Genomic DNA, 26,486 nt, shown 5'->3' on the forward strand with positions numbered 1-26,486 from the left:
GTGCAAGCATTGATCTATGTCAATAGTCGCGCGGACGGCGGATCACGGTGGCTTGCGCGCGACCGAGCGTGGCGCGATTGCGGATGGCGGTTGCTCAAGCCCCGGGCGCCGAGGTGGCAGCCTTTGCATCGTGCACGGCTGCGGCGACCCGCTCGACGAACTCGCGGTCGGTGCTCATGAGCGCTTCACGCGGGCCATTCGCGGTCTGCACCATCAAACGATGCGTGATGTCCTGAGTCGCCCACGTGAGCCAGCCGACCACGATCAGCATCGTGCCGCATACCATGCCGACGGGGGAGCGCAATATCCCGCCGGCAATAGCGCCCACGAGTCCGGCGAGCGAGATCGCGCGCGGCAGAACTTTGTTCTTCTGTACGGTGACGACCTGCACGTCGACGATGTCGCGCAGCGGAAAGACCTGGCCGGCCGACGAGAGTGCGTTGCGCGTGACCGACACGCCGCGGTCATTGAAAGGGGTTTCCATCGAGTCCAATGCAAGCGGTAGCGAAGGGCGCAGCGTACCAGATGCGGCGGCAGCGCTGGAAGTGGCCAGGTGGCGCAAGACGCTGCTGATCGATTCGCTCAGTGCCACACTTCAGCCTGACGCTTGAAAAGTGGTATCACTAATGGCACCATGGATTCATGACGGAGAAAATTCTTGGCCAGATGCGCCGCGAGCCGACCAATGTCCGTTTCTCGGCGTTACTTAAGGTGTGCACGCAATATTTCGGCGAACCACGCCGCTCGAGCACGAGCCACGCAGTGTTCAAAACGCCGTGGCCGGGAGATCCTCGCGTCAATATTCAAAACGATAACGGCAAAGCCAAGGCGTATCAGGTACGTCAGGTATTACAAGCCATAGAAAAGCTCACGGAGAGTCAACATGCCCGCTGATCACTACACCTATCGCGTTACCTGGTCGCCCGAGGACGGCGAACATGTCGGCTTGTGCGCGGAGTTTCCGTCATTATCGTGGCTTGCGCGCACCCCGGATGCCGCGCTGAAGGGCATTCGCGCAGCTGTCGCCGAAGCAGTCGCGGATATGCAGGAAAGCGGCGAGGCGGCACCCGAACCATTGGCCGAGAAGCGCTATAGCGGCGAGTTCAGAGTTCGGATACCGCCGGAGCAGCATCGCGCGCTCGCAATGCAAGCGGCTGAGCAGGGCGTCAGTCTGAATCGGCTAGTGAGTATGAAGCTCGCGGCGTAAGTGTCGGCGTGGGCGCGCAGAGTGCGTCGCATGGCACTCGAACCACCCCCCAAAAAGAAAAACGCCCCGCAGGGCGTTTTCCAGAACCTCGGGACAGCAAGGAACTCGCGCTCCTCGCCGGCAACACCCGATCAGAACTTGTGACGCAGGCCTACGCGAACCGCCAGTTGCGTGCTTGCGCCTGCGGCCGGCAGGTAGCTGCTCGCGCTGGAGCCGATCTGCGCTTGCAGATCGGTATTCTTCGACGTCTTGCCCGCAGCTTGCTGATAGACGCCCAGCAGGTACACGTCGGTGCGCTTGCTCAGTGCGTAGTCGGCGCTGGCATCGATCTGATTCCAGTGACCGTTGGTCAGATCCCTGGACTGCATGTACGTGTAGCCCAGCGCGCCCGTCAGTGCCGGCGTGAATGCGTACTTGCCGCCTGCTTCGTACGCGTTGAACGTCGTCATGTGCCCGGTGATCTGCTCGATGTTCGTGTGCGTCCAGAGAGCCCACATCGTAGCTGCGCCGATCGAGTACCTGGTGCCGACGCCGACCGTCGACAGGTCCTTAGCCGTACCGCTGATCGCCGAGTTAGCGAGCGTCGTCGAGAAGGTCGTCGGCGATGCCGAACCCGGGTAGCGGATGTCCGTATACGCCGCGCCGATGCCGAACGGACCGTTCGCATAGTTCAGGCCGAAGCTGTAAGCCGACGACGAACCGGTAGCGCCCGGCGCGCCAGCAAATGCACCCGCCTGGTTCGAGAAGCCGTACATCGCGCCGAACGTCAGGCCCGCGAAGTTCTCGCTGGTGAACTTGACCGAGTTGCTGATGCGGCTCGACGTGAGCTGGTCGATATCGTTGATGTGGTAGGCGTAGTTGCCCGCGACGGTCTGGCCGCCGTTGGCGTACGAGCCGCCCAGATAGTCGGTCGAGAACGAGTATTGACGGCCGAACGTGAGCGAGCCGATGCCGTTCTTCGAAAGGCCGACGAATGCCTGGCGGCCGAACAGCGAACTGCCTTGGCCCAGCGCGCCGGTGCCGGAGTTAAAGCCGTTTTCCAACAGGAAGAGCGCCTTCAGGCCACCGCCGAGGTCTTCAGAACCACGCAGGCCCCAACGGCTGCCTTGCGAGACGCCGTCGCCGTATTGGTAGAGGTGCTGGCCTTTGGGGCCGGCGTGATTGACATACGTGAAACCGGCATCGATCAGGCCATACAGCGTGACACTGCTTTGTGCGTGGGCGGCGCTGGCGAAGACTGCGAGAGTAGCGGCGGCAAATACTTTCTTGTTCAAAACAATTCTCCGATTAAAAAATAAGCGATCGCCACACCGTGCTCTTTGGCGAGGTCGTGCGATGGCCCGAAATTTAAGGGAGCGCCGAGTAAGGTCTGTGACAGCTTTGTTTATTTTTGGAATCTGTCGCGCCGGCGCGACACTCCGGGCGCGTAAACGCAGATCGCCCGCTGAAACAGCGGGCGATCTGCTTGGCCGGCACCGCTCCCGCATGCAAAAACAGGGGAGCGTCGCCGCAGGTGTTCCTCAAAGGCGCCTTAGTTGCTCAACAACGACCCGCTTCTGAACGCTTTCGCACCGGCAATGCGCGCGAATTCCAGCCCGGCCGTCGCGAAGCGCGTCAAATGCCGCGCGTACAGCACGCCGGCCACGTTGCTCTTCAGCGTCACGACGCGATCGGTCAACGGATCGACGATATCGGCGATCTCCTGGCCGACATCGACCCAGGTACCGACTTCGCAGCGATAGACAAGAACACCGCTGATCGGCGCGACGATCGGCTCGGCGCCGGCCAGAGGCGTCGCGGCGAATTCGAGCGCCGGCAGCGGCGCCGGCGTGCCGTCGATCACGCCACGCGCGGTCAGGTACTCGATGATCGCCTGGGCGTCGCGCTCGGCGTACTCGTACGACACTTCGCGTTGACCGCGCAATTCGATCGTGACCGAGATCGAGCCGTTCGGAATCGGGAAACGGTCGCCGTAACGGCCGCGCAGATCCGACCAGCAGAAGCTGTGGATTTCGTCGAACGGATTGCCTACCGAATTCAGCGCCAGCAGCGACGCCTTGGCGTCCAGATAGCGGGCAAGCGGCTCGACTTCCGGCCACAGGTCCGGATTCGTGTACAGATGCATCGCGGCTTCCCAGTCGCAGTGCAGATCGAGCACGACATCGGCGTCACACGAGAGCTTTTGCAGCGCCAGCCGTTGCGATTCGAGTTCGGTTTCGGGCTTTTGCGCGTCGAGCGCTTCGCGCATCGCCGCGCGGATTGCTGTGCGATTGGCGTCGGCGTTGTCGGTCAGACGCGCTTCGATGCCGGGCTTGATCAGCGCCGCCAGTTCGTAGAAATTGCGGTTGAAGTTCTGCGCACTGTTGGTCTCGAAGCGGCCCGTCAAATGGCCGAGAAAGTGCTGATTCAGACCGATCGGATTGGCCACCGGCACGATCACGACTTCGCCGCGCAGCTTGCCGGCGCCTTCCAGCGCCGCGAGCTTGCGACGCAACGCCCACGAGACCAGCATGCCGGGCAACTCGTCGGCATGCAGCGACGACTGGATGTAAATCTTCTGCCCGCCGCCGGGGCCATAGTGAAAACTCGTCAAATCACGGGCGGTGCCGAGCGTCGGGGCAATCAGCGGATGGGTTTGGGTTTGCATGGTTTTCAAATCCGCGGGCAAGTGGGGCATGCCGCGCTTTGTCGTTGATTACAGGGGGAAAGGGTGTCTCAAGGCCGGTCTTCGGCGGGCTGGTTTGGCGCGCCTCTATCGCACGATCTTAGCCGATATGACGCAACGCGTGGTCTTTTGCGGCGTCGTGCGGATCGTGCGCGGCATGCGGGCAGGCCTGTCCGGTTCGATCGCAGTCCGGGTGGCGCGGCAAAGCGGCCCTGCAAACGAAACGGGCTCCGCATGGTGCGGAGCCCGTTCCTCGCAAGCCGGCAAGCGCGTCGTCAGACGCGCGTGGCTGGCTTAGCCGCCGTACACGTCGAAGTCGAAGTACTTCTTCTCGAGCTTCTTGTACGTACCGTCCTTGATGATGTCGGCGATCGCCTTGTCGACCTTCGCCTTCAGATCGGTGTCTTCCTTGCGCATGCCGATGCCCGCGCCGTTGCCGAGGATCTTCTCGTCGACGATATCCTTGCCCGCGAACTCATAGCCCGCGCCGCGCGGCGTCTTCAGGAAGCCGATTTCAGCTTCAACCGCGTCCTGCAGCGATGCGTCAAGACGACCCGACAGCAAGTCCGCGTAGACCTGGTCCTGGTTCTGATACGGCACGACCTTCGCGCCCTTCGGTTCCCAGTACGTCTTCGCGTAGGTTTCCTGGATCGTGCCTTGCTCGACGCCAACCGCCTTGCCCTTCAGCGAATCGGCGGTCGGCAGGATGCCCGAACCCTTCTTCGTAACGAGGCGCGTCGGCGTGTTGAACAGCTTCGACGAGAAGGCGATCTGTTCAGCGCGTTGCGGCGTCATGGACATCGACGACAGCACGCCGTCGAACTTCTTCGCCTTCAGGGCCGGGATCATGCCGTCGAAGTCGTTTTCGATCCACACGCACTTGGCCTTCAGGCGCGCGCAGATTTCATTGCCGAGGTCGATGTCGAAGCCCGCGAGCTTGCCGTCCGAACCCTTGGACTCAAACGGGGGGTAGCTGGCGTCAACGCCGAAACGGATAGTCGACCAATCTTTAGCGTGTGCGCCAATCGAGACGGTTGCAAGCAGAGCAACCGTCAAAGCCGCTAGCAGTTTTTTCACTGTTTAACTCCTCGGTGTAGTTCAAATACTCCCGCATGCGGTTGTGCCGCTGCGGGATGCCCGGCGCGACTCACGACCAGGCCTGGGTTGAGGCTGCCGGCCGGGGCGGCCAAGCAGCGCGCGCAAAGCTTATCAGTTCAAAAAGATTGGGTAGCTAGTGAAACACCGGATAGCGCATGGCCATAGCTTTTGAAGCTGGAATGTGGTGGGGATTCGGCGGCGCCCGCCATGCGTATTTTCGGTGCGCGGCGTGTTGCCCTGTAAAGACGGCGTAATGAAGTTAGCTAATGGCGGAGCTTTGCCCGAATGCTCCGCAAGATGCGGTGTGCCGGCAAAACCAGTCTCGAGAATAGCGCTATATACCGCCGCTTATTGCGAATTATTACAGCGCTCGCGATTGTTTCAAATGGCTGTCGATGAATTAAAGATTTCGCGGGAACTACCGTTAAATACAGATGAGTGCATTTGTTAAATCATGGCTGACAGGTTGTTTTTCTCGATCGGGACGGGGCCTGAACCAAAAATGCATTGCCTGGCGCTATCATCAACCGTTTGCACGCCTGCCTTCGCGGCGTGCGAATGTATCGGTATCTGTCTGAACAAACTGATCGGGCACGACGTCCGCGGTTAAATACCGCGCGCCTGTTTGCGTTCGTAATAACGGCCTTCTGCGAAGCGGTGTTGTATATGCACACGATTTCGATGGCAGACGAAATGCGCTGTTTCAAACCATCGCTCCGACGCCGAATTGCAGTCGCGGCAGCACGCGCGAATTCGCTGCGCTGCTGCGGGTTTTGCGGGGTTTTGACACTGCTGATAAACGCCGCTTTCTGCTGCAGCCTTTTGTCGTCAGCACCCGCCGTGGCCGCCGACAAAGTTCTGCGTGTACTGGCGTGGCCCGGTTATGCGGACGCCGATGTCGTCGAGACTTTCGAAGCGCGCTACCACGCGAAAGTCGAAGTCACCTTGGTCGATTCCGACGAGGCGCTATGGGCGCAGATGCATGCCCAGGGTATGCCGCAGTTCGATGTGCTCGCTGCGAATACGGCTGAAATCGAGCGCTATACCCGCGCGAATCTGCTGGCGCCGCTCGATCTGGCCAGTTTGCCGAATACGAAAAAACAGTTGCCGCGGTTTCAGGCGCTGTCGTCGATTGAAGGGCTGACTTCGGCAGGCAATGTGTACGCCATTCCATTCACGTATTCGTCGATGGGGCTGATCTATGATCGTACGCAGATCGCCGTTGCGCCGCGCTCGATGCGCGAATTGTGGAATCCGCGTTACCGCGGCAAGGTTCTGGACTTCAATAGCGCCCCGCATAATTTCTCGTTCACCGCGCTGGCGCTGGGCTATCCCCGTCCCTTCCAGCTCGACGCCACGCAGATGCGCGTGATCGCTCACAAACTCGTCGATCTGCGCCGCAACCTGCTGACCTATTACACGCTGCCGGAAGAAGCGACCGCGTTCTTCATCCAGCATAAAGTTGCCTTGATGTTCGGCAACTATGGCACCCAGCAGGTTGAATCGTTGCGCCGCGCCGGCGCCGACGTGGGCTACGTGATTCCCGACGAAGGAGCGCTCGCCTGGCTGGACTGCTGGTCGATGACGCGTTCCGCCAAGGATCGCCCGCTCGCGCTTGCGTGGATCAACTACATGCTCGAACCGGGCGTCAGTGGGTTGTTGACGCAACGTCAGGGGCTCGCCAACACGCTGACGGCGCCGGCGGAAGACAGCGACAAAGCGCACATTATCTGGATCGGCCCAGTGGAAGATATTCAGCGGCGTGAAGAACTGTGGAACAGAATCGTGTCCGGCGACAGGTCGGAGCGTTTTTGATGATGCGCCCCGGCTTGACATTCAAGTTATCGGTTCTGCTGGCGTGCATTGGCGTGCTCGCCTCCGGCGCGACCGGCTACTACACGTATCGTGCCAACCGTACGATGCTGGTGAACGAAGCCGAACGCAGCCTGCTGACTTCAACGGAACTGCTGGGCCAGCGCTTTTCCGTGGCGATCGACGATGTCGGCGCAGACGCGCTGGTGCTCGCGAGCTTGCCGTCTTCGGTGGACGTCTTGCGGACCGACAACGGCATGGGGGCAAATGCGCCACGCGAACAGCTGGCGCAGGTGTATGCCAGCTTCATGGTTCACCACCCCGAGTACCTGCAAATCCGCCTGATCACCCGCAAGCACTACGGACTCGAACTGGTCCGTTTCGATCGTGATGCGGACGGCCTGGTGCGGGTCGCGGGGAACAGCTTGCAGGAAAAAGGCCAGTTCGCGTATGTGTTCGACACGCTGGCGTTCTCGCCCGGGCGCATTTACACCTCGCCGATCTCGGTGAATCACGAGTACGGCACGCATGCCGCCGAGGGTAAGCCGACGCTGCGGCTCGGCACACCGGTGGCGGACGCGAGTGGGGCAGTGGCGGGCGTCGTGATTATCGACATCGATCTGGCCGGCCTGCTCAACCGTTTGCAAAACGATTTGCCGAGCGACTACCAAGTCTATCTCGCCAACGAATGGGGCGATTTCCTGGTCCATCCGGATGCCTCGAAAACGTTCGGCTTCGACAGAGGGCGCCGTGTTCTGATGCAGGACAGCTTTTCCGCCACCAGGCCGCTCTTCGATCAGTCGGAAGGCGAAGTTCTGCTGAACGGTCTCATGCGGCCGCGGCAGGCGGCGGGTCAAGTGCTGGCTTTCGTGCGCCGGCCGTTCGGCGCGTCCGAGGGCAACCGCTTTATCGTGCTCGGCCTTGCCAAGCCGCTCAAGGATGTATTGTCCGGCGCTACCGAGCTGGGTAACAGAATCATTCACATGGTGTTGATCTCTAGCGTGTTGGCGCTGTTCCTGGCGGTTCTGTTTGCGCGTGCCCTGACCAAGCCTTTGCACATTCTCGCGTTTGCAGCGACGCATCTGTTCGCCGAGCACGCGATGGAAACGCTGCCGCTCAAACGTACCGACGAGATCGGCATATTGGCGCACTGCTTCGATCGTCTGCGCCGGGAAATCAAGTCGCAGATGGATGTGCTGCATAACAAGCAACGTGAGCTCGTGCATCTCGCCACGCACGACGGGCTGACCGGCCTGCCGAACCGCATGCTGTTCATGCAGAAGCTCGAGGTGGCGATCAAGGAAGCGGCACGGCGTCAGGAAGGGCTCGCCGTGCTGTTCGTCGACCTCGACCGCTTCAAGCAGATCAACGACCAGTTCGGCCATTCGATTGGGGACAAGGTGCTCGCCGCGGTGGCGCACCGGCTGAAGCAGGTGCTCGGCACGGCGGATGTTGCCGCGCGCCTCGGCGGTGACGAGTTCATCGTGTTGATCGAGGGGCCGCGTTCTGCCGAGGCCGAACCGGGGATTGCGTCGCGGATCATGGCCGCGTTGAACGAAGCATTGCGGATCGACGGACAAAGCGTGACGGTGGGCGCGAGCATCGGCATCAGTCAGTTTCCGGACGATGGCGCTACGGCAGAGGAGCTGCTGCTCAACGCCGACGCGGCGATGTATGGGGCCAAATCCGATGGACGGTGTGGGTATCTGCGCTACCAGGATGTGCTGGCGGCGCGGAGGCACGCGCTGGAGCAGACGGGCGAAGGGGCAACGGAAGGCCGTGAAGCGGAGCCGACTGCCTGAAGCGCCGATAGCCGGTCTCATAATCGTCATACGAATAACCCGCCCGAAACGCGAGGCAACTTCGCCTCGTTCGGCGCTTCATCGAGCGCCGAAGCAATCGTTTGCGCCGATCTTGAGATAACTCTTTTTGATTTTCGCGGGCGCGTTTTCGGCCTATCAACTTTTCCCGCCGGCCTGCCGAAAACATCGCTATAGCAACGGGATTGACTGGAGATGGGTGTGAAGCGACAAGTGTGGTTTTTGGTGACCGTTCTCGCGTTGGCCGGCTGCGCTCAGATGTCTGCGCAGAATGCCGCGCGTACTGACAAGGCGCCCAACGAAGTCATCAGCTTCGAGATTCCGCCGGATGCGCTCGGGGCGCATGACCCGCAACTCACCACCGTGCTTGCCAAGGCAGGCGCCTTGGCTGCCGCGCAGCAGCAGTCCACGGTCGTGCAGGTCACCGCGCTGGGTCAGGATTTCGCGTACCTGAACCAGGCGGTATGGAAGGGCGTGCCTGTGCAACGCATGTCGAAGGTGAGCTTCGAAAATCGAACCGCCGGTCTTGGTCAGCCGTATAGCGTGTCGATCAGGACGGTGCAATGAGGGGGGCCATCGCGATGCTTCGAATCACCTTACTGACGGTGGCCACGCTGCTCGCCGCGCCTGCCTTTGCAGGCCAGCCGGGAACGGATCTGCAGTCGGCCGCCGCATTTCCCGCCGCGGCGGACAAGGTTTATCCGCCGTTGCCATCGCTTGCGATGCTGCCGCCGTCGAGTGGCAGTGACGATGACTTGCCTGTGAAGCCGGCGCTGCATCGAAAGAAATCACATGCGCCGGTACAGATGCAGGAGCGCAAGGCGCCGCCGATGCCGACTGTCCGGCTCGTCGTGTCCGATGCTTCACATGCGTACCTCGACTCCGTGCAACGGCAAATCGATCAGGCTCTCGCCAAGTGATTCGGCCAGCGGTCCGCTGCCTCCAATTTTTATCGCGATCAAGCGGAAGGATGAATCGTGTCCTTGAAAAACTTCTGTATTGCGCTGGCGTGGCTGTCGATGTGCGGTGTGGCACGCGCGGCGGATGATTGCTTCAATGAGGCCGCAGCTTACCAGGGCGTCAATCCATGGATATTGCGGGCCGTCGCATGGTACGAGTCGAAGGGGGACCCGGGCGCGATACACCGGAACGCGGACGGTTCGATCGACGTCGGTCAGTTGCAGATCAATTCGATTCATTTCGGCGATCTCGCGCGTGAGGGTGTGCCGCATCGTGCGCTGACCGACCCGTGCGTGAACGTCTATGTGGCGGCCTGGCTGCTCAAGCAGAAGATGGTCAAGCACGGCAATACCTGGCGCGCGATCGGCGCGTACCACTCGGAAACGCCGAAGCAGCGCGACGCCTACGCACGCAGCATTCAGCAGGTGCTGGTCGCCTGGGGGCAGTTGCCGTCCGCCCGCGAGTCGCTGGCCGCTAGCCGCTAGTCACGAAAACGCAGCGTCGGGTGGTTATCATGAGGCCCACGTTCGGCATTACGTTGCTGACCGATGCCGCATTTCTGGCTTCGCCGCTGGGCTCGCTCAGAAACGCTTTTGTGACGACCCGTTCGCCGGAGACAAAATCGAGGCCGATGGCGCGAAACGCCAGCAGGCTGTTCTGGCGCAGGCTCAGGCTGACTTGCGCCTTGCCTTGCAAAACGGGAAGGGCGAGCGCGCCGATGCACTCGGCGGTCAGCCCTTTCAGATCGGCGTCGAGCAGCATCAGCAACTCGCCTGTCGTCGCGGCGATTCCGGCTGCCATGGCAGCGCTTTTGCCACGGTTCTCGACGCATCGAATCAGCCGCACGGACGCGAAGCGTTCGACTATTTCAGCGGTGCCGTCGCTCGAACCGTCGTCCACCACGATGATTTCGCCGAGCAAAGGGTGGGCACAGGCCACGGCGAGCACCGTGCCGATGCGGGGCGCTTCGTTATAGGCACAGATGACGCAAGACATGCGTGGGAAATGACGGTTTGGCGCGCGAGCAGTCATAGGAATGGGCGTAGTGAGCAGACAATGGTGCGGTGCAGCAGGATACTGATTTTTCAGCTATAGTCGCGACACGGCTTATGCCCAGAGAGGTACAAAAAATGTACGACGCCGAAATCGCCGCCACCCTCCTGAACCGTTGGGCCACACGTTCGTCAACAACCGACTTCGACGCTTATCTCGACTTGTTGCGCGAAGGCAACCTCAGTTTCACCTATCAATCCGGTCACGTGCGCGAAGCCGGCCTCGAAGAGGGGGGCGCATTCAATATCGAATCTCTCGTTTTCGGTGACGGCTCGCGCACCCTGCGTGTCGAAGCGCCCGACCAGACACCCCGCTGGACGCGTTGGGCCGCGATTGAACCGCTGCTGCCCGTAACCAGCGAGGCCTGAACACCATCGTCAGACGATCCGCGCGCCGGCGCGATACGTCGCGCGAGGCACCGGCAGTGTGTCGAGCATCGTGACGCGCACGAAGTCCGCGCGCAAACCCGCTTCGATCGCCCCGCGGTCACGCAGGCCCGCCGTGCGGGCCGGTGCGGCGGAGACCGTCGCCATCGCGCGCGGCAGGGTCCAGCCGGCCTTGTTGACGAGTTCGAACACGGCGGTCATCAAACTGGACGGCACGTAATCCGAGGACAGGATATCGAGCAGGTCAGCCTTCGCCAGTTCGAGGGCCGACACGTTGCCGGAATGCGAGCCGCCGCGCACGATATTCGGCGCCCCCATGATGGTCGAAATACCGTGCTCGCGTGCGGCCTCGGCGGCGATGCGGGTGGTCGGAAATTCCGCCAGCACGATGCCTTCGGCCTTGGCCTGTTCGACGTGCTCGATCAGCGTGTCGTCATGGCTGGCCACCGGAATGCCGAGCCGCTTGCAGCGCGTCACGATCTCGCGACGGTGCGCGTCGGCGTAACGTTCCTGTTCGACGGACAGTTCGACCAGCGCGGTTGCTACGTGTTCGTCAGTCAGTTTGCCGTTGCGCTCCTGGAAGCGGCGCCATTGTTCGCGGTCGTGCCATTGACGTTGGCCGGGCGTGTGATCCATGACCGAGGCGAGCCGCAGCAACGGATGCGCGCACAACGAATCGAACAACTCGACCACGTCGGCGGTGGCGATTTCGCAGCGCAGATGCAGAAAGTGTTCAGCGCGCAGCAGCTCGCGCTCGGAGAAGCGCGTAAGGGATGCGGCACATTGCATTTGCATCTCGCGGCCGCGCAGCCCGACGTTCGAGCGCGAACCGATCGCGAGGGCATCGAACACCGTGGTGATGCCGGCCGCCGCCACCTGCGCGTCGTGGATCACGAAGGCGGCGTCGGTATTCCATTGCACGCCCGGACGCGGCACCAGATGCTTCTCGAGGTTGTCCGTGTGCAGTTCGATCAGACCCGGCAACAGATAGTCGCCTTCCCAATCTTCCGCTTCGCGCGCCGAGGTCGTGCCACGCGCGACGTCGCGAATCGCGCCGTCTTCGATGCGCATCACACCGGTAAATACTTCGTCTCGCGTCACGATGCGAGCGTTCCTGATCAACATCGACTTGCTCCGTAGTCTGTCTTGAGTGCCGCAGCTCAGCGCTTCGACTCAGCGCTTCGACTCAATGTTTCAACTCAGTGGTTTAGTTTAGTGCCGTTTCGTGTCAATTAATGGCGTAGCGGCGGCTGGAGTTCGAGGCGGCGCGTGGCCACCTTGTTGCGGGTATCTTCGTCGTGAAAGATGCCGACGATCGCCGCGCCACGCTCGCGTGCTTCAACGATCAGTTCGGCGACCACGTCGCGGTTCTCCGCATCGAGCGAGGCCGTGGGTTCGTCGAGCAGCAGCAGCGGATGCCCGGCGATCAAGCCGCGGGCGATGTTCACGCGCTGCTGTTCGCCGCCGGAGAAGGTGGCGGGCGCGAGCGACCACAGCCGCTCGGGCACGTTCAACCGCGCCAGCAGGGCAGCAGCACGCGCACGGGCTTCGTCTTCCGCGACGCCGCGCGACAGCAGCGGTTCGGCGACGAGCGTGAGCGTCGGCACGCGTGGAATCACGCGCAAAAACTGGCTGACGTAGCCGACCACGCCGCGGCGCAGACGCAGCACGTCGTGCGGCTCGGCGCCGGTGATCGACACCGGCGGCGCGTCATCCGCCGCCGCAGCGCGAATCGCAATGGAGCCCGTACTGGCCAGATAGTTGCCGTACAAACAGCGCAGCAGCGTACTCTTGCCAGCGCCTGAAGGCCCGACCAGCACGACACACTCGCCGCGTTCGACATCGAGCGACACGCCCGCGAGCGCTTCGATCTGCACGCCGCCCTGACCGTGCAGCGTGAAGGTTTTACCGATGCCGACCGCGCGCAGCATTAGTGCGTTGTTCTCGCTGAACGCGCGTTCAGCAGCGTGTGATTCCTTGCTTGTTTCAATGGATCGCATTGTGAGCCTCAAACCGGCAGAACCGAGGAAACCAGCGTTTGCGTGTACGGGTGCTGCGGATCGTCGAGCACCTGGTCCGTCAGGCCGGCCTCGACCACTTCGCCGCCTTGCATGACCATCAAGCGATGCGCAAGCAGACGCGCCACGCCGATATCGTGCGTCACGATCAGCACCGACAGATGCAGCGTGGACGTCAATGTGCGCAGCAGATCGAGCAGACGCGCCTGCACCGATACGTCGAGACCGGCGGTCGGCTCGTCCATGAAGACGAGCCGCGGACCGGTGACGAGATTGCGCGCGATCTGCAAACGCTGCTGCATGCCGCCGGAAAACGCCGCCGGAAATTCGTCGATGCGGGTGGCGTCGAGTTCGACGCGCTCCATCCATTGCGTTGCCGTGTGGCGAATATCGCCATAGTGGCGAGCGCCGACGGCCATCAACGGCTCGCCGATATTCGCGCCGGCGGAGACGCCGCTGCGCAGGCCGTCGCGCGGATTCTGCTGCACGAAGCCCCACTCGGTGCGCATCAACAGACGCCGGCGCGGTTCGGACAAAGCGCGCAGATCGAGCTTTTCGCCATGCGTGGCCGTGTAGTGGAGCGAGCCGCTATCGGCTTCGGTTTTCAGGGCGAGTGCATTCAGCAGCGTGGTCTTGCCCGAGCCGGATTCGCCGACGATGCACAACACTTCGCCCGGATAAAGATCGAAGTTGACGTTCCTGCAGCCGTTGCGGCCGCCAAATTGTTTGGTGAGCGAACGGGCGCTCAACAGCGGCGTCATGCGGTTTCTCCTTTGCGCGCTTCGTAAGACGGCAGCTCCAGGTCCTGATCGCCGCGGCGTTCATGGCAGTAGTCGCTATCCGAGCAAACGAACATGCGCTTGCCGGCGTCGTCGACGATCATTTCGTCGAGGAAGCTCTCCGTCGATCCGCATAGCGCACACGCGTGCTGCCACTTCTGCACTTCGAACGGATGATCGTCGAAGTCGAGACTGCGTACGGCGGTGTACGGCGGTATGGCATAAATGCGCCGTTCGCGGCCAGCGCCGAACAATTGCAGCGCGGGGTTCATATGCATCTTCGGGTTGTCGAACTTCGGAATCGGCGACGGCGAGCTCAGATAGCGGTGGTTGACGATCACCGGGTAGTCGTACGTGGTGGCGATGCTGCCGTGATGGACGATGTCCTCGTACAGCTTCACACTGATCAAGCCGTAATCAGCCAGCGCGTGCAGCTTCTTGCATTCGGCGACGCGCGGCTCCAGCCGGTATAACGGTTCGGGCATCGGCACCTGATAGACCAGGATCTGCTTATCGGTGAGCGGCGCTTCGGGAATCCGGTGACGTGTCTGGACGATCGTCGCTTCGGTGGTGCGGCGCGTGGTCGCCACGCCCGTGGTGCGCGCGAAAAAGCGGCGGATATTGACCGCGTTGGTGGTTTCGTCGGAGCCCTGATCGATGACCTTCAGCGTATCGTTCTTGCCGATGATCGCCGCGGTTACCTGAATGCCGCCCGTGCCCCAGCCGTACGGCAAGGGCATTTCCCGCGAGCCGAACGGCACCTGATAGCCCGGCACGGCGACCGCCTTGAGCAACGCGCGGCGCAGCATGCGCTTGGTCTGTTCGTCGAGGTAGGCGAAGTTGTAGCCGTCCGCTGCACTGTCGTACGGAGCGGTGGTGAGGGAGGTGTCCGGCGCGTTCATGCGGCTTGCTCCTGCTGATCCTGATCTTTGCTTTCTATGCTGTGTTGCGCCCGCAGGCGCCGCACGAGTTCCAGTTCGGACTGGAAGTCGACGTAGTGCGGCAATTTCAGATGCTGAACGAAGCCGGACGCTTCGACGTTATCGCTATGCGAGAGCATGAATTCGATATCTTGCGTCGGCGAGGCGAGCGTTTCACCGAGCTCCTCGGCGCGCAACGCGCGGTCCACCAGTGCCATCGCCATCGCTTTGCGTTCCGAGTTTCCGAACGCGAGGCCATAGCCTTGCGTGAAAGCAGGCGGCACATCGCCGCTGCCGGCGAACTGGTTGATCATCTGGCATTCGGTGACATCGATGTCGCCGATTTCGACCGCCTCACCCAACTCGTCGAGTTCCATTTCGATGGCGATCGTGCCGAAGCGGATCTCGCCGGCAAACGGATGCGAATGCGCGTAGCCGCGTTGCGTGGCGTAGCCCATCGCGAGCAGGAAGCCTTCGTCGCCGCGAGCGAGATTCTGCAAACGCGTGGCGCGGCTCGCGGGAAACGCGAGCGGCTCGCGCGAGAGGTCGCCGGGTTCAGGTGCTTCCGGTGCGGGGCGTTCCTGCTCGATCAGACCTTCCTTGTCGAGCAGCGCGACCACGCGTGGCATGGCTTCTGCTGCAGACTGGGCGGCTTGATTGGACGATGGGGCTGCGGCCGCATCGGTTCCGGCATCGCCTTCGGCGAGCAGCGCGAAATCCAGCAGACGCTGCGTGTAATCGTAAGTCGCGCCAAGCAGCTGCCCGCCGGGCACGTCCTTGAACGTCGCCGAAATGCGGCGCTGCACCTGCATGGCTTCCGTGTCGATTGCCTGCGTATAACCGAAACGCGGCAACGTCGTGCGATACGCACGCAACAAAAAGATCGCCTCGACCAGGTCGCCCGCGGCCTGTTTGATCGCGAGCGCGGCGAGTTCTTCGTCGTAGACCGAGCCTTCGGTCATCACCCGAGCGACGGCGAGGCGCAATTGCTCGCGAATCTGCGCGACGCTGAGTTCGGCCAGCCGTGTATCGCCACGGCGCGCCTTGTCGAGCAGACGCCACGACGCTTCGATCGCGCGTTCTCCACCCTTGACGGCAACGTACATCAGTTCACCTTCGCTTGAGTTGTGCGCGGCAGGCCGATCAACGAGCTGCCGCAGACGAGATAACAATCGATGCCGCACGGGAAGAGCGGCGCGAGGGCGGCGCGTTCGCGCCAGAAATGCCCGGGCAGGCCGACCGGCGCGATCGTCGTGGTGTGCGCAATGCCGGGGCCGCTCAGCACGACCGGCGTGCCGCCCGTCAGTGCTTCGACGCGGATCAGCAACGTCACCGAGTGCTCAGGGGATTCCGCTTCGCCAAGCGGAAAGCTTTCCAGCGCCGGCATTGCGCTTGCGTCGTGGATATAGGCGAAGGCGGCAAGTCCCGGTTCGTCGACGAGCGGCGCGCCGGTATGAAACCGCAGTGCCGAAGCCAGCGCGGTGTCGGCTTGTGCGAGCCAGACGGGCGTGGCGTAGTCGCACAGTGTCAGCAGCGCGGCGAATGCGGCGAGCTCGGCGCGGGTGGCCCGTACTTCGGGCAAACCGCTTTCGACGACGCCCACCGTGCCGGGACGCGACAGCGCGTCGAGCAACGTGCGGAATACCGCCTGGGTGTCGTGCACCGGGTCTGCGAAACCGGGCGTCAATGTAGCCAATGAACTGGACAACGAAGTAGACAATGCAATCGGCGAGTTTTCCATTAGTCGCCCCGGACCATCGTGAAGAATTCGACGCGCGTGGCTGCAGCGTCCTGTCTGCGCTCGGCGCGTTGCGCGGCCTGCCGTGCGGCAAACGGCTCGATCAATTGCTGATGCAAGGCAGCGTGATGCTCGGGCATTTGCAGCAGCGCGTCGGCCAGCGCCGCCAGTTCGGCGCGGCGGCGGTCGCGGCCTAGATGACATGCAACACCGACGGCTGCGGTTGCGTCAGCGGTGACGCGCAAACGCAACGTGGCGCGCGTGACGGTGGCTTCGCCGAGATTGAACGGGTCGCCGCTGCCCCCAACGCGGCCGCGCACCATTGCGAGCCCGATTTCGGGTGGCCGCAGCCAGTCGTAAGCGGGGGGCGGGACGCCTTGCAGCGCGAGATCCAGTGCGGCTTGGAGATCGGCGCGCGGCGTGCGGGCCAGCACGGCCATCCATGCACGCCGCATGACGGAGGAAGGCGAGGTGGAAGTGGCACTCATCGGAATTCCTGTTGATCCAGCGAATGGACATTTGACCATCTATTCATCTAAACGTCTAGACGTTTAGGGGTGTGCTTGTGGAGCGTTGTCGCGCATGGCCGCCGTTTCACATTTCCATCACGGCTTGCGCACTACAATGCATGGCATAGCGAATATTTGAACCCAAGGGAATGACAGCACCATGACATCGAACGACAACGCGACGCCGGGCACGCTGCTCGAACGCGGCGCGGGCGTTGCCGTCTGGCGGCAGATCGAGCGGATTCTGGCGGCGGAAATCGCCGCGAGCGGCTTCGGCGAAGAAGGCCGTTTGCCGAGCGAAGGCGAACTGGCCAAGCGCTTCGACGTGAACCGGCATACCGTGCGCCGCGCCATGCTCGGTCTGGCCGCACTGGGTCTCGTCAGCGTCGAGCAGGGGCGTGGCACGTTCGTGCAGCCCGGCGCGATCGACTATACGATTGGCCGGCGCACGCGGTTTACGGAAAACTTGCGTCAGCAGCATCATGCGGCGGCGGGCACGATGTTGTCGGCCGCACGCGTGAAGGCCGAGCCGAATGTCGCGAAGGCGCTCAGCCTGCGGGCGGGTGCGCCGGTCTACCGGATCGAGACGCTGCATGAATCGGATGGCGTGCCGCTCACGTTCGCGCGCAACTGGTATCCGGCTGCGCGTTTTCCGGACTTGCCGGAGGTGCTGCGGCGCACCGGCAGCATTACGAAGTCGATGGCTGAATTGGGCGTGACCGATTATTTGCGCAAGTGGAGCCGTATTGGCAGCGTCTTGCCTGAGCCGGAGGTGGCGCGGCGTTTGAATATCAACCGGCAGCAGCCGGTGTTGTGGGTCGAAAACGTCGACGTCGATCTGGAAGGCACGCCGGTTAAATACGGCTTTACGCATTTTGCGGCGGACCGCGTGCAGTTGCTCGTGGAGCATGACGTATGAGCGGCGCGGTATGGGGCGCCGGGGCACGTTTCGCGGTGTATTACGCGCCGTCGCGCGAGTCGGCGTGGTGGCGGGCGGGTTCGGCGTGGTTGGGCCGTGATGCGGAAAGCGGCGAGCGATGCGTGTCGCCGCAGCCGGAAGCGCTGGCACGCCCTCTGGCCGATCTGACCGAAGCGCCGCGCCGCTATGGCTGGCACGGCACGCTGGTTGCGCCATTCCGTCTTGCTGAAGGCGTTACCCAGCAGGATCTGCTGGAAGCGGCGCGCAAATGGGCCGGCGCGCAAAGTCCATTCGCGCTGCCTGTCGAAGCCGCGACGCTCGGCGATTTCGTCGCACTGCGTCCTGCCGATCCGGATGGCGAAGCGAACATTCGTCACGTTGCATCCAGTGCGCTGCAAACGCTCGATGCACTGCGCGCCAGGCCGTCCGCTGCAGACGTCGCACGCCGTCTCGCCACGCCGTTGAGTGAACGGCAGCGTGCATTGCTGATCGAATGGGGTTATCCGTACGTCTTCGACGAGTTCCGTTTTCACATGACGCTTTCCAGTTCGCTCGCCGATGCCGATGAGCGCGCGACGCTGGTGGCGTGGTGGCAGGCGCAAACGCCCGCGCTCGGACCGCTCGCTCTCGATCACGCGGCGCTCTTTGTCGAGCCCGCGCCCGGTGAGCCGTTCGTCCTGTGGCAGCGCATGCCGTTTCAGATCCGCGAGGTGAAGTAACAATGGCAGGTCGATTGATCTATGTAATGGGGCCGTCCGGCGCAGGCAAGGATTCATTGCTGAGTTTTGCGCGCCGCCGCCTGATGGGCGAGCCGATTGTCTTTGCGCATCGCTACGTCACGCGGCCGAGCGGCAACGGCGAAGAGCATGTTGCGTTGAGCGTCGAAGAATTCGCGGCGCGCTCGGTGCTCGGTCTGTTCGCGCTCGAATGGTCGAGCCACTCACTGCGTTACGGCATCGGTATCGAGCTCGATGCATGGCTTGCACGCGGTTGCACGGTCGTCGTCAATGGCTCGCGTCAGCATTTGCAGCATACGTTGGCGCGTTATCCGCACACGGAAGTCGTGCACGTGGACGCAGCGCCGCATATTCTCGAAGCCCGGCTCGGCGCACGGGCGCGTGAGTCGGCGGAACAGGTCGCGGCCAGGCTCGCGCGGCGGGTGCCGTTTTCGCTGCCGGAAGGGCTTCGGTGCACGACGATCGATAACTCCGGGGCGCTGGAAGAAGCCGGGCATGCGCTGATTGCGTTTTTGCAGGCGGAAGCCGACGTTCCCGACGTTCGATAAGCTCGACTACTCCGCCACCGCCACCGCCACCGCCACCGCCACCGCCGCTCGCTGGTCGTTTCCTGCAAGCACGACACGAACTGCAACACCGCCGGTGTCGGCAGCAACTCAGGCCGCGAAATGATGCTGGGATCGTAATTCGGCAGCGCTTCTTCAATTTGCGCGACACGACAACGCGGCGTGGTTATAGTGCTTGCCTGTTTGCCGCGTTAAGCGGCGTGAATTCCATGGAGCGATAGATGAGCGAAGCCGCGCGTTTTACTGAAGTGTCCGACCTGGTGCCTGCCGCCGAAAGCCTGCGCGAGATCCGCCATCACATCCATCACCACCCGGAACTGGCCTACGAGGAAGTGCAAACCGGCGCACTGGTGGCTGAGAAGCTCGAACAATGGGGCTGGCAGGTCACGCGCGGCGTCGGTCGAACGGGTGTGGTGGGCACGCTCAAGGTGGGCAGCGGCACGCGCAGCATCGGCATTCGCGCTGACATGGATGCGCTGCCGATCATCGAGCAGACCGGTCTGCCTTATGCGAGCGGCAGCCACGGCAAGATGCACGCATGCGGCCACGACGGCCACACGACGATGCTGCTCGGCGCCGCGCAGCGCCTTGCCGCCACGCGCAATTTCTCGGGCACTGTGCTTCTGTACTTCCAGCCGGCCGAAGAAAGCGGCATCGACAGCGGTGCCTTGAAGATGATCGACGACGGCCTGTTCGAGCGCTTCCCGTGCGACGCGGTGTTCGGCCTGCACAACCATCCGGGCGAGGAACCGGGGGTGATGCTGTTCCGCAAGGGGCCGTTCATGTCGGCGGGCGACAAGGCGATCATCACGATCGAAGGCGTCGGCGGTCATGCGGCGCGTCCGCATCTGACGGTCGATCCGGTGGTGGTGGCGGCGAGCATCGTGATGGCTTTGCAGACGGTCGTCGCGCGTAACGTCGATCCGTCTCAGCCGGCGGTGGTGACGGTCGGCTCGATGCATGCGGGCACCGCGAACAATGTGATTTCCAGCAGCGCGAGGCTGGAATTGAGCGTGCGTTCGTTCAGCCCCGAAGTGCGCGCATTGCTGAAAAAGCGCATCACCGAACTCGCCGAAAGCCAGGCCGCGAGCTATGGCGGCAAGGCGGTGGTGGAGTACATCGAAGGCTATCCGGTGGTGATCAATTCGGATGCCGAAACGGATTTCGCGGTGCAGGTGGCGCGCGAACTGGTCGGCGACGACAACGTGGTCGAGCAGACCGATATGCTGATGGGCAGCGAAGACTTCGCCTTCATGCTGCAGAAACGGCCCGGCACGTTCCTGCGGATCGGTAACGGCGCGGGCGAAGACGGCTGCATGGTGCACAACCCCCATTACGACTTCAACGATCGCAATCTGCCGGTCGGGGCGGCATTCTGGGCGCGGCTGGTGGAGCGGTATCTGGGGCAATGAGGGGTCTGAGGCGCGCCGTCCGTCGCGGCGCGATTGCCGCGACGATGATCGGCAACTGGCTCGAATTTTCCGGTTTCACCGCGTCTCAACCGCGCCGCGCGACCATCTCCGAGACAGCCTGCGCGGCCTGCTGCAGGGGCTCCAGAAACGCTTTCACCATCTGCCTGGCCGAATTGCGCTGAGCGTTGCCGCTGATATTCATCGCCGCGATCACGCGCCCCTGGCGGTTGCGAATCGGCGCGGACAATGAGATCAGACCGCCTTCCAGCTCCTGATCGACGATTGCCCAACCTTGCTGGCGCACCTGCGCGATCAGCTTTTTCAACTCCTCCTTGTCGGTCACCGTGCGCGGCGTGTGCGCGTAGAGCGGCGACGAACCCAGCGTCGCTTCGAGCGTTTCGTCGTCGAGCGCGGCCAGCAGCACGCGGCCCATCGACGTGCAATACGCCGGCAAGCGGCTGCCGATCGACAGGTTGATGGTCATGATCTTGTGAGTCGGCACGCGCAGCACGTAGACGATCTCGGTGCGGTCGAGCACGGCCGCCGAGCAACTCTCGTGAACCTGCGCCGACAGACTTTCCATCACAGGTTCGGCGAGATTCCAGAACGGCATCGAGGTCAGGTACGCGAAACCGAGGTCGAGAATCTTCGGCGTGAGGCGGAAAAGCCGGCCTTCGGCCTCCACGTAGCCGAGCGTCTGCAGGGTCAGCAGGATGCGGCGTGCGCCGGCGCGTGTCAGGCCGGTGGCGGCCGCGACGTCGGTGAGCGTCTGTTCGGGGCGGTCTGCACTGAACGCGCGGATCACCGAGAGGCCTCGTGCGAACGACTGCACATATGAGTCGCCCGGTTTGTCCGCGGCCGGTTCGGCGCTGACAGGATCGGCAGAAGACGGCGGCAGGGCTTTGCTCATGGACCTTGAAAGATGCGTTCGAAGAGGGGCGCACAGCGCCGGCACGGTTCAGCCGGCGCAATGCTGGGCAAAGGCGTGACGATAGCTTAAGCCTTCTGTTTCGCCAACTTTGGCCGCTTTTGCCAAAAAGAACTCAGGGTTTGCATGGATGCCTCCGCGGTCTCAAATTTGTATGATGACCCGACAACATGCATCGAGGCACCCATGTTCGAGAAGATTCCTGCCCGCGCGCTGAGCGATACCGTTGCGCAGCAGTTGCTCAAGCAGATCGACAAAGGCACCTTTGCCCGCGGCGGCAAACTGCCGACCGAGGCGGTGCTGGCGCAGCAGTTCGGCGTGAGCCGCACGGTGATCCGCGAGGCGATTTCCCGGCTGAAGAACGAAGGCGTGGTCGAGCCGCGCCAGGGCAGCGGTGTGTTCATCGCCGCGCACGGCGCGATCCGGCCGCTGCGGATCGACTACGCGGAAGCGGTTGAAACGGGCTCGGTGCTGCAAATCCTCGCGCTGCGGCGGGCGATCGAGGCGGAAGTTGCCTCGGAAGCCGCCATGCGCCGCAGCGAAACGGACATGATGTCGATTGACGCCGCCCTCGCCAGAATTGACGAAGCGGTGGCCGAAGGCGAGAACGGCGTCGCCGAAGACGTCGCTTTCCACCGCGCCATTGCCGTGGCCACCGGCAATCCCTATTTTCTCAAGACGCTTAGCTTCCTGAATCAGTACCTCGAAGCCGGCACCGTGGTCACCCGCCGCAACGAAGCGTTGCGCGATGACTTCTCACGCCAGGTGCGCAAAGAACATGCGGCCATCGTCGCGGCGATCCGGGCGGGCGATCCGCTGGCGGCGCGTAACGCGGCGAGCACCCATATGAACAACGCGGCACGGCGGCTCGCGGAAGCGGGTATTTGCTGAACTGAATCGAGCCGGCCCGGGTTGGGCCGGGTTGGGCTCCATCGGGGCGCTTGCGGCTAACCAATGTAGAGGTCAGGCATGTCCAGTCGTGAACGCCGCTCAAACCGAAACGGTGCTGCCTTGCCCTTGTCGGCGGCGGCGCATCAGATGTTCATGATGGCGTCGGCCGCAGGGTACGGCGGCGAGGACGATGCCGTCGAAGCCGACGCGTTAGTCGTCGCGCTGAAATCGCGCACGATTCCCGCCGCCGATGCGGTCGCGCAATCGCTTGCCGCACTCAACTGGTTGCGCGCGCAAGGATGCCGTCAGTTCTTTTTCAAATACTGTTCGACGTTCGATTCGACCGACGCCGGCAACATCGGCCCGGTCACGGATGCCTTGCTCGATGCCTTGTCCGCCGAGGTTGGCGCAATGGCTTTCACGATTGCCTGCCCGGCGTTTTCTGAGAACGGCCGCACGATCTATCGCGGTTATCTGTTCGTCGGCGATACGTTGCTGAACGAATCGGGCATGGAAAACCATCCGCTGACGCCGATGCGCGATGCGAACCTCGTACGCGTGCTCCAGCGGCAGACCGGATCGAAAGTTGGCCTCGTGCGTTACGACACAGTGGCGAAGGGCGTGTCGACCCTGCGCGAATCGTTCGATGCGCTGCGCGGCGACGGCGTGCGAATGGCGATCGCCGATGCCGTATCGGACGCGGACCTCTATGTACTCGGCGAGGCGTGTGCCGACCTTACGCTGATCACGGGCGGCTCCGGGGTTGCGCTAGGCCTGCCCGGTAACTTTCCGCCGTGGTGCAGGCGCTCGACGTGCGCACGTTGCGGATCGGCGCGCAGATCGATCCGGGCGTGCCCGCCACCGCAACGATCTTCCGGGCTGAACCAAACCGTTTCCAAGGAGTTGCCGTCATGCCTCGCTTCGCCGCTAACCTGACCATGATGTACAACGAGCACGCTTTCCTCGACCGTTTTGCCGCTGCCGCAAAAGACGGCTTCAAGGCGGTCGAGTTCCTGTTTCCGTACGATTTTCCCGCTGCGGATATCAAGGCGCGGCTCGACGACAACGCGCTGACCCAGGCGCTCTACAACGCGCCACCTGGCGACTGGGCCGCGGGCGAACGCGGCATTGCTTCGCTCCCGGGCCGCGAAGACGAATTTCGCCGCAGCATCGAGACCGCACTCGATTACACGCGCGTGCTCGGCAATCGCAAGCTGCATGTCATGGCCGGCTTGATCGGCGCGGATCAGCCGCGGGCGAAGCATCGCGAGGTGTATCTGAAGAATCTCGCCTATGCCGCCAAGGCCGCGCAAGAGGAGGGCCTCACCGTCGTGATCGAGCCGATCAATACGCGCGATATGCCGGGCTTCTTTCTGAACCGCCAGGACGACGCGCAGGCGATTTGCGCGGAAGTGGGCGCGCCGAATCTCAAGGTGCAGTTCGACTGCTATCACTGCCAGATCGTCGAAGGCGATCTGGCAGTGAAGCTCAAACGCGATATGGCAGGCATCGGCCACATTCAGGTTGCGGGTGTGCCGGAACGCCACGAGCCCGATATCGGCGAGCTGAATTATCCGTACCTGTTCGAGCTGATCGACACGCTGGGCTATGACGGCTACATCGGTTGCGAATACCGGCCGCGAGCCGGCACATCGGCAGGGCTCGGCTGGCTCAAACCGTATCTGAACGCCACCGGCCAATAAGGGCAAAGCAAGGACAAAGCACATCATGAAAGTACTGGTTACCGGCGGTGCGGGTTTTCTCGGCCAGCGTCTCGCGCGCGAACTATTGGCACGCGGTGCCGTGAAGGACGAGCATGGCAAGCCGCAAGCGATTACCGAACTGGTGCTGCTCGACGTGGTGCACGGAAGCGATTTCGGCGACAGCCGCGTGCTGAATCTGCCGGGGATTTCGGTGAGCGTCGACGAGATGGTGGCGGCGTTGCGCGAGGTGGCGGGCGAAGAGGCCGTGAAGCGAATCGTATGGGCGCCGGATGCGCGGGTGGAGAAGATTGTCGGCAGTTGGCCGGGGCAGTGGGATTCCGCGCGTGCCGAACGGCTCGGGCTGAGCGGCGACCGCAGCTTCGCCGATGTGATTCGGGGCTATATCGCCGACGAACAGATTCCGATCAGCTGATTGCGCGCATGTCGGGGCTGGTGTTTCAAGGACACCGAGCACAGCAGAACGCTCCAAAGCCTCATGCCGGCAGGCGCGGAAGCACGTTTGCCGGCACGAGCGCGTCAATCTTCAGACCCTTTGCATAGCCATTGCAACAAGGCCGCCAGCCTGCGCGTATTCCCTGATTCGGGACGGGCTTTGCTTGACATGGTTTCGGGCGCGCGCCTATTATTGAGCCTAGTTGTTCGATACATGACCGCATGTTCGTATATAGAACAAATGGCCGCAATTTCAGGCCCCTCGCTCACCATCCTGCGCTAAGCTGATCTGAAGTAACGGCTGCTATGCGGCCGTTTCCCATTGCACTAGCCGGGTCGATGCTGTGGAGCAGCCGGCTCGCGCCAGGCTGCAAGCGGCCCGCGCGGCTAGCGGATATCCGCTAGCCGCGCAGCGCACGTAGCACACCAACTGGAGACATCACATGACCGAAGCATTCCTGTGCGACGCGATTCGCACCCCGATCGGCCGCTATGCGGGTTCGCTGTCGTCGGTGCGCGCCGACGATCTGGGCGCCGTGCCGCTCAAAGCGCTGATGGAGCGCAATAAAGACGTCGACTGGAACGCGATCGACGACGTGATCTACGGCTGCGCGAACCAGGCCGGTGAAGACAACCGCAATGTGGCGCGCATGTCGCTGCTGCTGGCCGGTTTGCCGCAAGGCGTGCCGGGCTCCACGGTGAACCGCCTGTGCGGCTCGGGCATGGACGCCGTCGGCATCGCTGCGCGCGCGATCAAGTCGGGCGAGGCCGCGCTGATGGTGGCGGGCGGAGTCGAAAGCATGAGCCGTGCGCCGTTCGTGATGGGCAAGGCGACCAGCGCGTTTTCGCGCCAGGCCGATATGTTCGACACGACGATCGGCTGGCGTTTCGTGAACCCGCTGATGAAGCAGATGTACGGCGTCGATTCGATGCCCGAGACCGGCGAAAACGTCGCAACCGACTACAAGATCAGCCGTGCCGATCAGGACGCGTTTGCGCTGCGCAGTCAGCAGAAAGCTGCACGCGCGCAACGCGATGGCACGCTCGCGCAGGAAATCGTCGGCGTGACGATCGCGCAGAAGAAGGGCGATCCGATCACCGTGTTGCAAGACGAACACCCGCGCGAAACCAGCCTTGAAGCGCTGGCCAAACTGAAGGGCGTGGTGCGCCCGGACGGCACGGTCACGGCAGGCAACGCATCGGGCGTGAACGACGGCGCGGTGGCTTTGCTGCTTGCCAACGAAGCAACCGCGAAACGCTTCGGCCTCACGCCGCGTGCACGCGTGCTGGGTATCGCAACGGCAGGTGTTGCACCGCGCGTGATGGGTATCGGCCCGGTGGCCGCCACGCAGAAGTTGCTGGCTCGCCTGAACATGACCATCGACCAGTTCGACGTGATCGAATTGAACGAAGCATTCGCCTCGCAAGGTATTGCCGTGCTGCGCACGCTCGGCGTCGCGGATGACGACGCACGCGTGAATCCGAACGGCGGCGCCATCGCGCTCGGCCACCCGCTCGGCATGAGCGGCGCGCGTCTGGTCACGACCGCGATGTATCAACTGCACCGCACGCAAGGCCGTTTTGCACTGTGCACGATGTGTATCGGCGTTGGCCAAGGCATCGCGATCGCTATTGAACGCGTGTAACGGTCTGGAGCCTGGGCAGGGAAGCGCTGCAGCGTCGTTAGCGTTGAGGCGACGCGCCTGGCGCTCCTCTGGCCGCATCATGAACAGCCCCTTCGCTCAGGCGACGGGGCTGTTTTATTTTTGGTGCCGCGCATGGATTAACCGGCTATTCAATTGATGTTCAATCCATGCTAATGACGGCTTTTGATTGCATCGCGGCGAATGCCGTCGATAAAAATAATAATGAGCCGTCTGGCTGTCATGCAGTATGAATTTAATGCCGTATG

28 protein-coding genes and 3 pseudogenes are annotated in these 26,486 nt (G+C 62.8%); 17 read left to right on the forward strand and 14 right to left on the reverse strand.

The genetic code is table 11. The features are described from left to right. Nucleotides 1–94: 94 nt before the first annotated feature. A complete protein-coding gene (locus P3T22_RS06500; RefSeq protein ID WP_063500831.1) occupies nt 95–484 on the reverse strand; it encodes a DUF6232 family protein in 390 nt (129 codons plus the stop codon). A 158-nt stretch (nt 485–642) separates the two neighbouring features. On the opposite strand from P3T22_RS06500, the gene P3T22_RS06505 reads away from it, so the two are divergent. Beyond that, nucleotides 643–894 (forward strand): toxin HicA, encoded by a 252-nt coding sequence (locus tag P3T22_RS06505; protein WP_429324554.1) that lies wholly within the window; start codon nt 643–645, stop codon nt 892–894. Then, nucleotides 884–1,207, forward strand: a complete 324-nt coding sequence (locus P3T22_RS06510; RefSeq protein ID WP_063499891.1) for a type II toxin-antitoxin system HicB family antitoxin — start codon at nt 884–886, stop codon at nt 1,205–1,207. The genes P3T22_RS06505 and P3T22_RS06510 overlap by 11 nt, the downstream gene beginning before the upstream one ends. A gap of 131 nt (nt 1,208–1,338) precedes the next feature. On the opposite strand, the gene P3T22_RS06515 is transcribed toward P3T22_RS06510, so the two are convergent. The 3 genes from P3T22_RS06515 to P3T22_RS06525 form a co-directional block, all read right to left on the reverse strand. Beyond that, on the reverse strand, nt 1,339–2,481 hold the full coding sequence (locus P3T22_RS06515) for a porin (RefSeq protein ID WP_063499890.1): 1,143 nt from the start codon (nt 2,479–2,481) through the stop codon (nt 1,339–1,341). 257 nt (nt 2,482–2,738) lie between these two features. Continuing rightward, a complete protein-coding gene (locus tag P3T22_RS06520) occupies nt 2,739–3,854 on the reverse strand; it encodes a succinylglutamate desuccinylase/aspartoacylase family protein (protein WP_063499889.1) in 1,116 nt (371 codons plus the stop codon). A 312-nt stretch (nt 3,855–4,166) separates the two neighbouring features. Continuing rightward, nucleotides 4,167–4,949, reverse strand: coding sequence for an ABC transporter substrate-binding protein (locus P3T22_RS06525; RefSeq protein ID WP_063499887.1), 783 nt, complete (start codon nt 4,947–4,949; stop codon nt 4,167–4,169). 687 nt (nt 4,950–5,636) lie between these two features. On the opposite strand from P3T22_RS06525, the gene P3T22_RS06530 reads away from it, so the two are divergent. The 5 genes from P3T22_RS06530 to P3T22_RS06550 all read left to right on the forward strand — a co-directional run bounded on the left by P3T22_RS06530 (nt 5,637) and on the right by P3T22_RS06550 (nt 10,047). Further along, a complete protein-coding gene (locus P3T22_RS06530) occupies nt 5,637–6,785 on the forward strand; it encodes an ABC transporter substrate-binding protein (protein ID WP_429324555.1) in 1,149 nt (382 codons plus the stop codon). Continuing rightward, nucleotides 6,785–8,584: a diguanylate cyclase domain-containing protein gene (locus P3T22_RS06535; RefSeq protein WP_429324556.1), complete on the forward strand. Its 1,800-nt coding sequence runs from the start codon at nt 6,785–6,787 to the stop codon at nt 8,582–8,584. Before P3T22_RS06530 ends, P3T22_RS06535 begins: the two co-directional genes overlap by 1 nt. Nucleotides 8,585–8,860: 276 nt before the next feature. Continuing rightward, nucleotides 8,861–9,169: a hypothetical protein gene (locus tag P3T22_RS06540; protein ID WP_429324693.1), complete on the forward strand. Its 309-nt coding sequence runs from the start codon at nt 8,861–8,863 to the stop codon at nt 9,167–9,169. A 14-nt stretch (nt 9,170–9,183) separates the two neighbouring features. Further along, complete coding sequence (locus P3T22_RS06545; RefSeq protein WP_063499884.1) at nt 9,184–9,522, forward strand: hypothetical protein; 339 nt, start codon at nt 9,184–9,186, stop codon at nt 9,520–9,522. A 99-nt stretch (nt 9,523–9,621) separates the two neighbouring features. Then, nucleotides 9,622–10,047, forward strand: a complete 426-nt coding sequence (locus P3T22_RS06550) for a lytic transglycosylase domain-containing protein (RefSeq protein WP_082855525.1) — start codon at nt 9,622–9,624, stop codon at nt 10,045–10,047. Here P3T22_RS06550 and P3T22_RS06555 read toward each other — a convergent pair. Then, nucleotides 10,037–10,558, reverse strand: coding sequence for a glycosyltransferase family 2 protein (locus P3T22_RS06555; RefSeq protein ID WP_429324557.1), 522 nt, complete (start codon nt 10,556–10,558; stop codon nt 10,037–10,039). The genes P3T22_RS06550 and P3T22_RS06555 overlap by 11 nt on opposite strands. Before the next feature lie 134 nt (nt 10,559–10,692). Between P3T22_RS06555 and P3T22_RS06560 the strand changes: the two genes are divergently transcribed. Beyond that, the gene (locus P3T22_RS06560) at nt 10,693–10,983 is read left to right on the forward strand and encodes a hypothetical protein (protein WP_063499880.1); all 291 of its coding nucleotides are present in this window, start codon (nt 10,693–10,695) and stop codon (nt 10,981–10,983) included. 9 nt (nt 10,984–10,992) lie between these two features. Here the strand turns inward: P3T22_RS06560 and P3T22_RS06565 are convergent, their stop codons facing one another. From P3T22_RS06565 to phnG, 7 genes are all read right to left on the reverse strand, one after another. Continuing rightward, on the reverse strand, nt 10,993–12,126 hold the full coding sequence (locus P3T22_RS06565; protein WP_429324558.1) for an alpha-D-ribose 1-methylphosphonate 5-triphosphate diphosphatase: 1,134 nt from the start codon (nt 12,124–12,126) through the stop codon (nt 10,993–10,995). 107 nt (nt 12,127–12,233) lie between these two features. Next, nucleotides 12,234–13,001 carry a phosphonate C-P lyase system protein PhnL gene (gene phnL, locus P3T22_RS06570; protein WP_429324559.1) on the reverse strand — a complete coding sequence of 256 codons (768 nt, stop codon included), beginning with the start codon at nt 12,999–13,001 and terminating at the stop codon, nt 12,234–12,236. A gap of 8 nt (nt 13,002–13,009) precedes the next feature. Next, on the reverse strand, nt 13,010–13,780 hold the full coding sequence (gene phnK / locus P3T22_RS06575) for a phosphonate C-P lyase system protein PhnK (RefSeq protein ID WP_063499877.1): 771 nt from the start codon (nt 13,778–13,780) through the stop codon (nt 13,010–13,012). Further along, nucleotides 13,777–14,700: an alpha-D-ribose 1-methylphosphonate 5-phosphate C-P-lyase PhnJ gene (locus tag P3T22_RS06580; RefSeq protein ID WP_429324560.1), complete on the reverse strand. Its 924-nt coding sequence runs from the start codon at nt 14,698–14,700 to the stop codon at nt 13,777–13,779. Before P3T22_RS06580 ends, phnK begins: the two co-directional genes overlap by 4 nt. Then, nucleotides 14,697–15,824 (reverse strand): carbon-phosphorus lyase complex subunit PhnI, encoded by a 1,128-nt coding sequence (locus tag P3T22_RS06585; protein ID WP_429324561.1) that lies wholly within the window; start codon nt 15,822–15,824, stop codon nt 14,697–14,699. Before P3T22_RS06585 ends, P3T22_RS06580 begins: the two co-directional genes overlap by 4 nt. After that, the gene (phnH, locus tag P3T22_RS06590; protein ID WP_429324562.1) at nt 15,824–16,459 is read right to left on the reverse strand and encodes a phosphonate C-P lyase system protein PhnH; all 636 of its coding nucleotides are present in this window, start codon (nt 16,457–16,459) and stop codon (nt 15,824–15,826) included. The genes P3T22_RS06585 and phnH overlap by 1 nt, the downstream gene beginning before the upstream one ends. Continuing rightward, nucleotides 16,459–16,944, reverse strand: coding sequence for a phosphonate C-P lyase system protein PhnG (gene phnG, locus P3T22_RS06595; RefSeq protein WP_429324563.1), 486 nt, complete (start codon nt 16,942–16,944; stop codon nt 16,459–16,461). Before phnG ends, phnH begins: the two co-directional genes overlap by 1 nt. 181 nt (nt 16,945–17,125) lie before the next feature. Here phnG and phnF point away from each other — a divergent pair, with 181 nt between their 5' ends. The 3 genes from phnF to phnN are packed head-to-tail and all read left to right on the forward strand — an operon-like array spanning nt 17,126 to nt 19,169. Further along, complete coding sequence (gene phnF, locus P3T22_RS06600; protein WP_063499872.1) at nt 17,126–17,884, forward strand: phosphonate metabolism transcriptional regulator PhnF; 759 nt, start codon at nt 17,126–17,128, stop codon at nt 17,882–17,884. Further along, the gene (locus P3T22_RS06605; RefSeq protein ID WP_063499871.1) at nt 17,881–18,603 is read left to right on the forward strand and encodes a DUF1045 domain-containing protein; all 723 of its coding nucleotides are present in this window, start codon (nt 17,881–17,883) and stop codon (nt 18,601–18,603) included. The genes phnF and P3T22_RS06605 overlap by 4 nt, the downstream gene beginning before the upstream one ends. A 2-nt stretch (nt 18,604–18,605) precedes the next feature. After that, nucleotides 18,606–19,169 carry a phosphonate metabolism protein/1,5-bisphosphokinase (PRPP-forming) PhnN gene (gene phnN / locus P3T22_RS06610; protein ID WP_429324564.1) on the forward strand — a complete coding sequence of 188 codons (564 nt, stop codon included), beginning with the start codon at nt 18,606–18,608 and terminating at the stop codon, nt 19,167–19,169. Between the two features lie 47 nt (nt 19,170–19,216). On the opposite strand, the pseudogene P3T22_RS06615 reads toward phnN, so the two are convergent. Further along, nucleotides 19,217–19,339, reverse strand: a pseudogene (locus tag P3T22_RS06615) (LysR family transcriptional regulator); the annotation flags it as partial. 69 nt (nt 19,340–19,408) lie between these two features. On the opposite strand from P3T22_RS06615, the gene P3T22_RS06620 reads away from it, so the two are divergent. Next, nucleotides 19,409–20,599 carry a M20 aminoacylase family protein gene (locus P3T22_RS06620; protein WP_063499869.1) on the forward strand — a complete coding sequence of 397 codons (1,191 nt, stop codon included), beginning with the start codon at nt 19,409–19,411 and terminating at the stop codon, nt 20,597–20,599. Nucleotides 20,600–20,684: 85 nt separating this feature from the next. Here P3T22_RS06620 and P3T22_RS06625 read toward each other — a convergent pair whose 3' ends face one another. Continuing rightward, nucleotides 20,685–21,509: an IclR family transcriptional regulator gene (locus P3T22_RS06625; RefSeq protein ID WP_063499868.1), complete on the reverse strand. Its 825-nt coding sequence runs from the start codon at nt 21,507–21,509 to the stop codon at nt 20,685–20,687. A gap of 204 nt (nt 21,510–21,713) precedes the next feature. Here P3T22_RS06625 and P3T22_RS06630 point away from each other — a divergent pair, with 204 nt between their 5' ends. The 5 genes and pseudogenes from P3T22_RS06630 to pcaF all read left to right on the forward strand — a co-directional run bounded on the left by P3T22_RS06630 (nt 21,714) and on the right by pcaF (nt 26,220). Next, complete coding sequence (locus P3T22_RS06630) at nt 21,714–22,418, forward strand: FadR/GntR family transcriptional regulator (protein WP_063499867.1); 705 nt, start codon at nt 21,714–21,716, stop codon at nt 22,416–22,418. 195 nt (nt 22,419–22,613) lie between these two features. Further along, nucleotides 22,614–23,207: pseudogene (locus tag P3T22_RS06635) on the forward strand (four-carbon acid sugar kinase family protein); the annotation flags it as partial. A 122-nt stretch (nt 23,208–23,329) separates the two neighbouring features. Continuing rightward, complete coding sequence (gene otnI, locus P3T22_RS06640) at nt 23,330–24,121, forward strand: 2-oxo-tetronate isomerase (RefSeq protein ID WP_429324565.1); 792 nt, start codon at nt 23,330–23,332, stop codon at nt 24,119–24,121. 127 nt (nt 24,122–24,248) lie between these two features. After that, nucleotides 24,249–24,554, forward strand: a pseudogene (locus P3T22_RS06645) (D-erythronate dehydrogenase); the annotation flags it as partial. Nucleotides 24,555–25,017: 463 nt separating this feature from the next. Next, complete coding sequence (gene pcaF, locus P3T22_RS06650; RefSeq protein WP_429324566.1) at nt 25,018–26,220, forward strand: 3-oxoadipyl-CoA thiolase; 1,203 nt, start codon at nt 25,018–25,020, stop codon at nt 26,218–26,220. Nucleotides 26,221–26,486 lie beyond the last annotated feature (266 nt).

Source organism: Paraburkholderia sp. GAS348 (assembly GCF_050434205.1).
Classification (GTDB): Bacteria; Pseudomonadota; Gammaproteobacteria; order Burkholderiales; family Burkholderiaceae; genus Paraburkholderia.

What these genes read in the sequence shown, in the direction of transcription:
- phnL (WP_429324559.1), bottom strand. Translation starts at nt 13,001, where the DNA reads ATGCGATCCATTGAAACAAGCAAGGAATCACACGCTGCTGAACGCGCG.
- P3T22_RS06505 (WP_429324554.1), top strand. Translation starts at nt 643, where the DNA reads ATGACGGAGAAAATTCTTGGCCAGATGCGCCGCGAGCCGACCAATGTC.
- P3T22_RS06630 (WP_063499867.1), top strand. Translation starts at nt 21,714, where the DNA reads ATGTTCGAGAAGATTCCTGCCCGCGCGCTGAGCGATACCGTTGCGCAG.
- P3T22_RS06500 (WP_063500831.1), bottom strand. Translation starts at nt 484, where the DNA reads ATGGAAACCCCTTTCAATGACCGCGGCGTGTCGGTCACGCGCAACGCA.
- P3T22_RS06545 (WP_063499884.1), top strand. Translation starts at nt 9,184, where the DNA reads ATGCTTCGAATCACCTTACTGACGGTGGCCACGCTGCTCGCCGCGCCT.
- P3T22_RS06540 (WP_429324693.1), top strand. Translation starts at nt 8,861, where the DNA reads ATGTCTGCGCAGAATGCCGCGCGTACTGACAAGGCGCCCAACGAAGTC.
- P3T22_RS06555 (WP_429324557.1), bottom strand. Translation starts at nt 10,558, where the DNA reads ATGTCTTGCGTCATCTGTGCCTATAACGAAGCGCCCCGCATCGGCACG.
- P3T22_RS06625 (WP_063499868.1), bottom strand. Translation starts at nt 21,509, where the DNA reads ATGAGCAAAGCCCTGCCGCCGTCTTCTGCCGATCCTGTCAGCGCCGAA.
- phnN (WP_429324564.1), top strand. Translation starts at nt 18,606, where the DNA reads ATGGCAGGTCGATTGATCTATGTAATGGGGCCGTCCGGCGCAGGCAAG.
- P3T22_RS06535 (WP_429324556.1), top strand. Translation starts at nt 6,785, where the DNA reads ATGATGCGCCCCGGCTTGACATTCAAGTTATCGGTTCTGCTGGCGTGC.
- otnI (WP_429324565.1), top strand. Translation starts at nt 23,330, where the DNA reads ATGCCTCGCTTCGCCGCTAACCTGACCATGATGTACAACGAGCACGCT.
- phnH (WP_429324562.1), bottom strand. Translation starts at nt 16,459, where the DNA reads ATGGAAAACTCGCCGATTGCATTGTCTACTTCGTTGTCCAGTTCATTG.
- phnF (WP_063499872.1), top strand. Translation starts at nt 17,126, where the DNA reads ATGACATCGAACGACAACGCGACGCCGGGCACGCTGCTCGAACGCGGC.
- phnG (WP_429324563.1), bottom strand. Translation starts at nt 16,944, where the DNA reads ATGAGTGCCACTTCCACCTCGCCTTCCTCCGTCATGCGGCGTGCATGG.
- P3T22_RS06530 (WP_429324555.1), top strand. Translation starts at nt 5,637, where the DNA reads ATGCACACGATTTCGATGGCAGACGAAATGCGCTGTTTCAAACCATCG.
- P3T22_RS06565 (WP_429324558.1), bottom strand. Translation starts at nt 12,126, where the DNA reads ATGTTGATCAGGAACGCTCGCATCGTGACGCGAGACGAAGTATTTACC.
- P3T22_RS06550 (WP_082855525.1), top strand. Translation starts at nt 9,622, where the DNA reads ATGTGCGGTGTGGCACGCGCGGCGGATGATTGCTTCAATGAGGCCGCA.
- P3T22_RS06620 (WP_063499869.1), top strand. Translation starts at nt 19,409, where the DNA reads ATGAGCGAAGCCGCGCGTTTTACTGAAGTGTCCGACCTGGTGCCTGCC.
- P3T22_RS06560 (WP_063499880.1), top strand. Translation starts at nt 10,693, where the DNA reads ATGTACGACGCCGAAATCGCCGCCACCCTCCTGAACCGTTGGGCCACA.
- P3T22_RS06520 (WP_063499889.1), bottom strand. Translation starts at nt 3,854, where the DNA reads ATGCAAACCCAAACCCATCCGCTGATTGCCCCGACGCTCGGCACCGCC.
- P3T22_RS06585 (WP_429324561.1), bottom strand. Translation starts at nt 15,824, where the DNA reads ATGTACGTTGCCGTCAAGGGTGGAGAACGCGCGATCGAAGCGTCGTGG.
- P3T22_RS06605 (WP_063499871.1), top strand. Translation starts at nt 17,881, where the DNA reads ATGAGCGGCGCGGTATGGGGCGCCGGGGCACGTTTCGCGGTGTATTAC.
- P3T22_RS06580 (WP_429324560.1), bottom strand. Translation starts at nt 14,700, where the DNA reads ATGAACGCGCCGGACACCTCCCTCACCACCGCTCCGTACGACAGTGCA.
- P3T22_RS06510 (WP_063499891.1), top strand. Translation starts at nt 884, where the DNA reads ATGCCCGCTGATCACTACACCTATCGCGTTACCTGGTCGCCCGAGGAC.
- phnK (WP_063499877.1), bottom strand. Translation starts at nt 13,780, where the DNA reads ATGACGCCGCTGTTGAGCGCCCGTTCGCTCACCAAACAATTTGGCGGC.
- pcaF (WP_429324566.1), top strand. Translation starts at nt 25,018, where the DNA reads ATGACCGAAGCATTCCTGTGCGACGCGATTCGCACCCCGATCGGCCGC.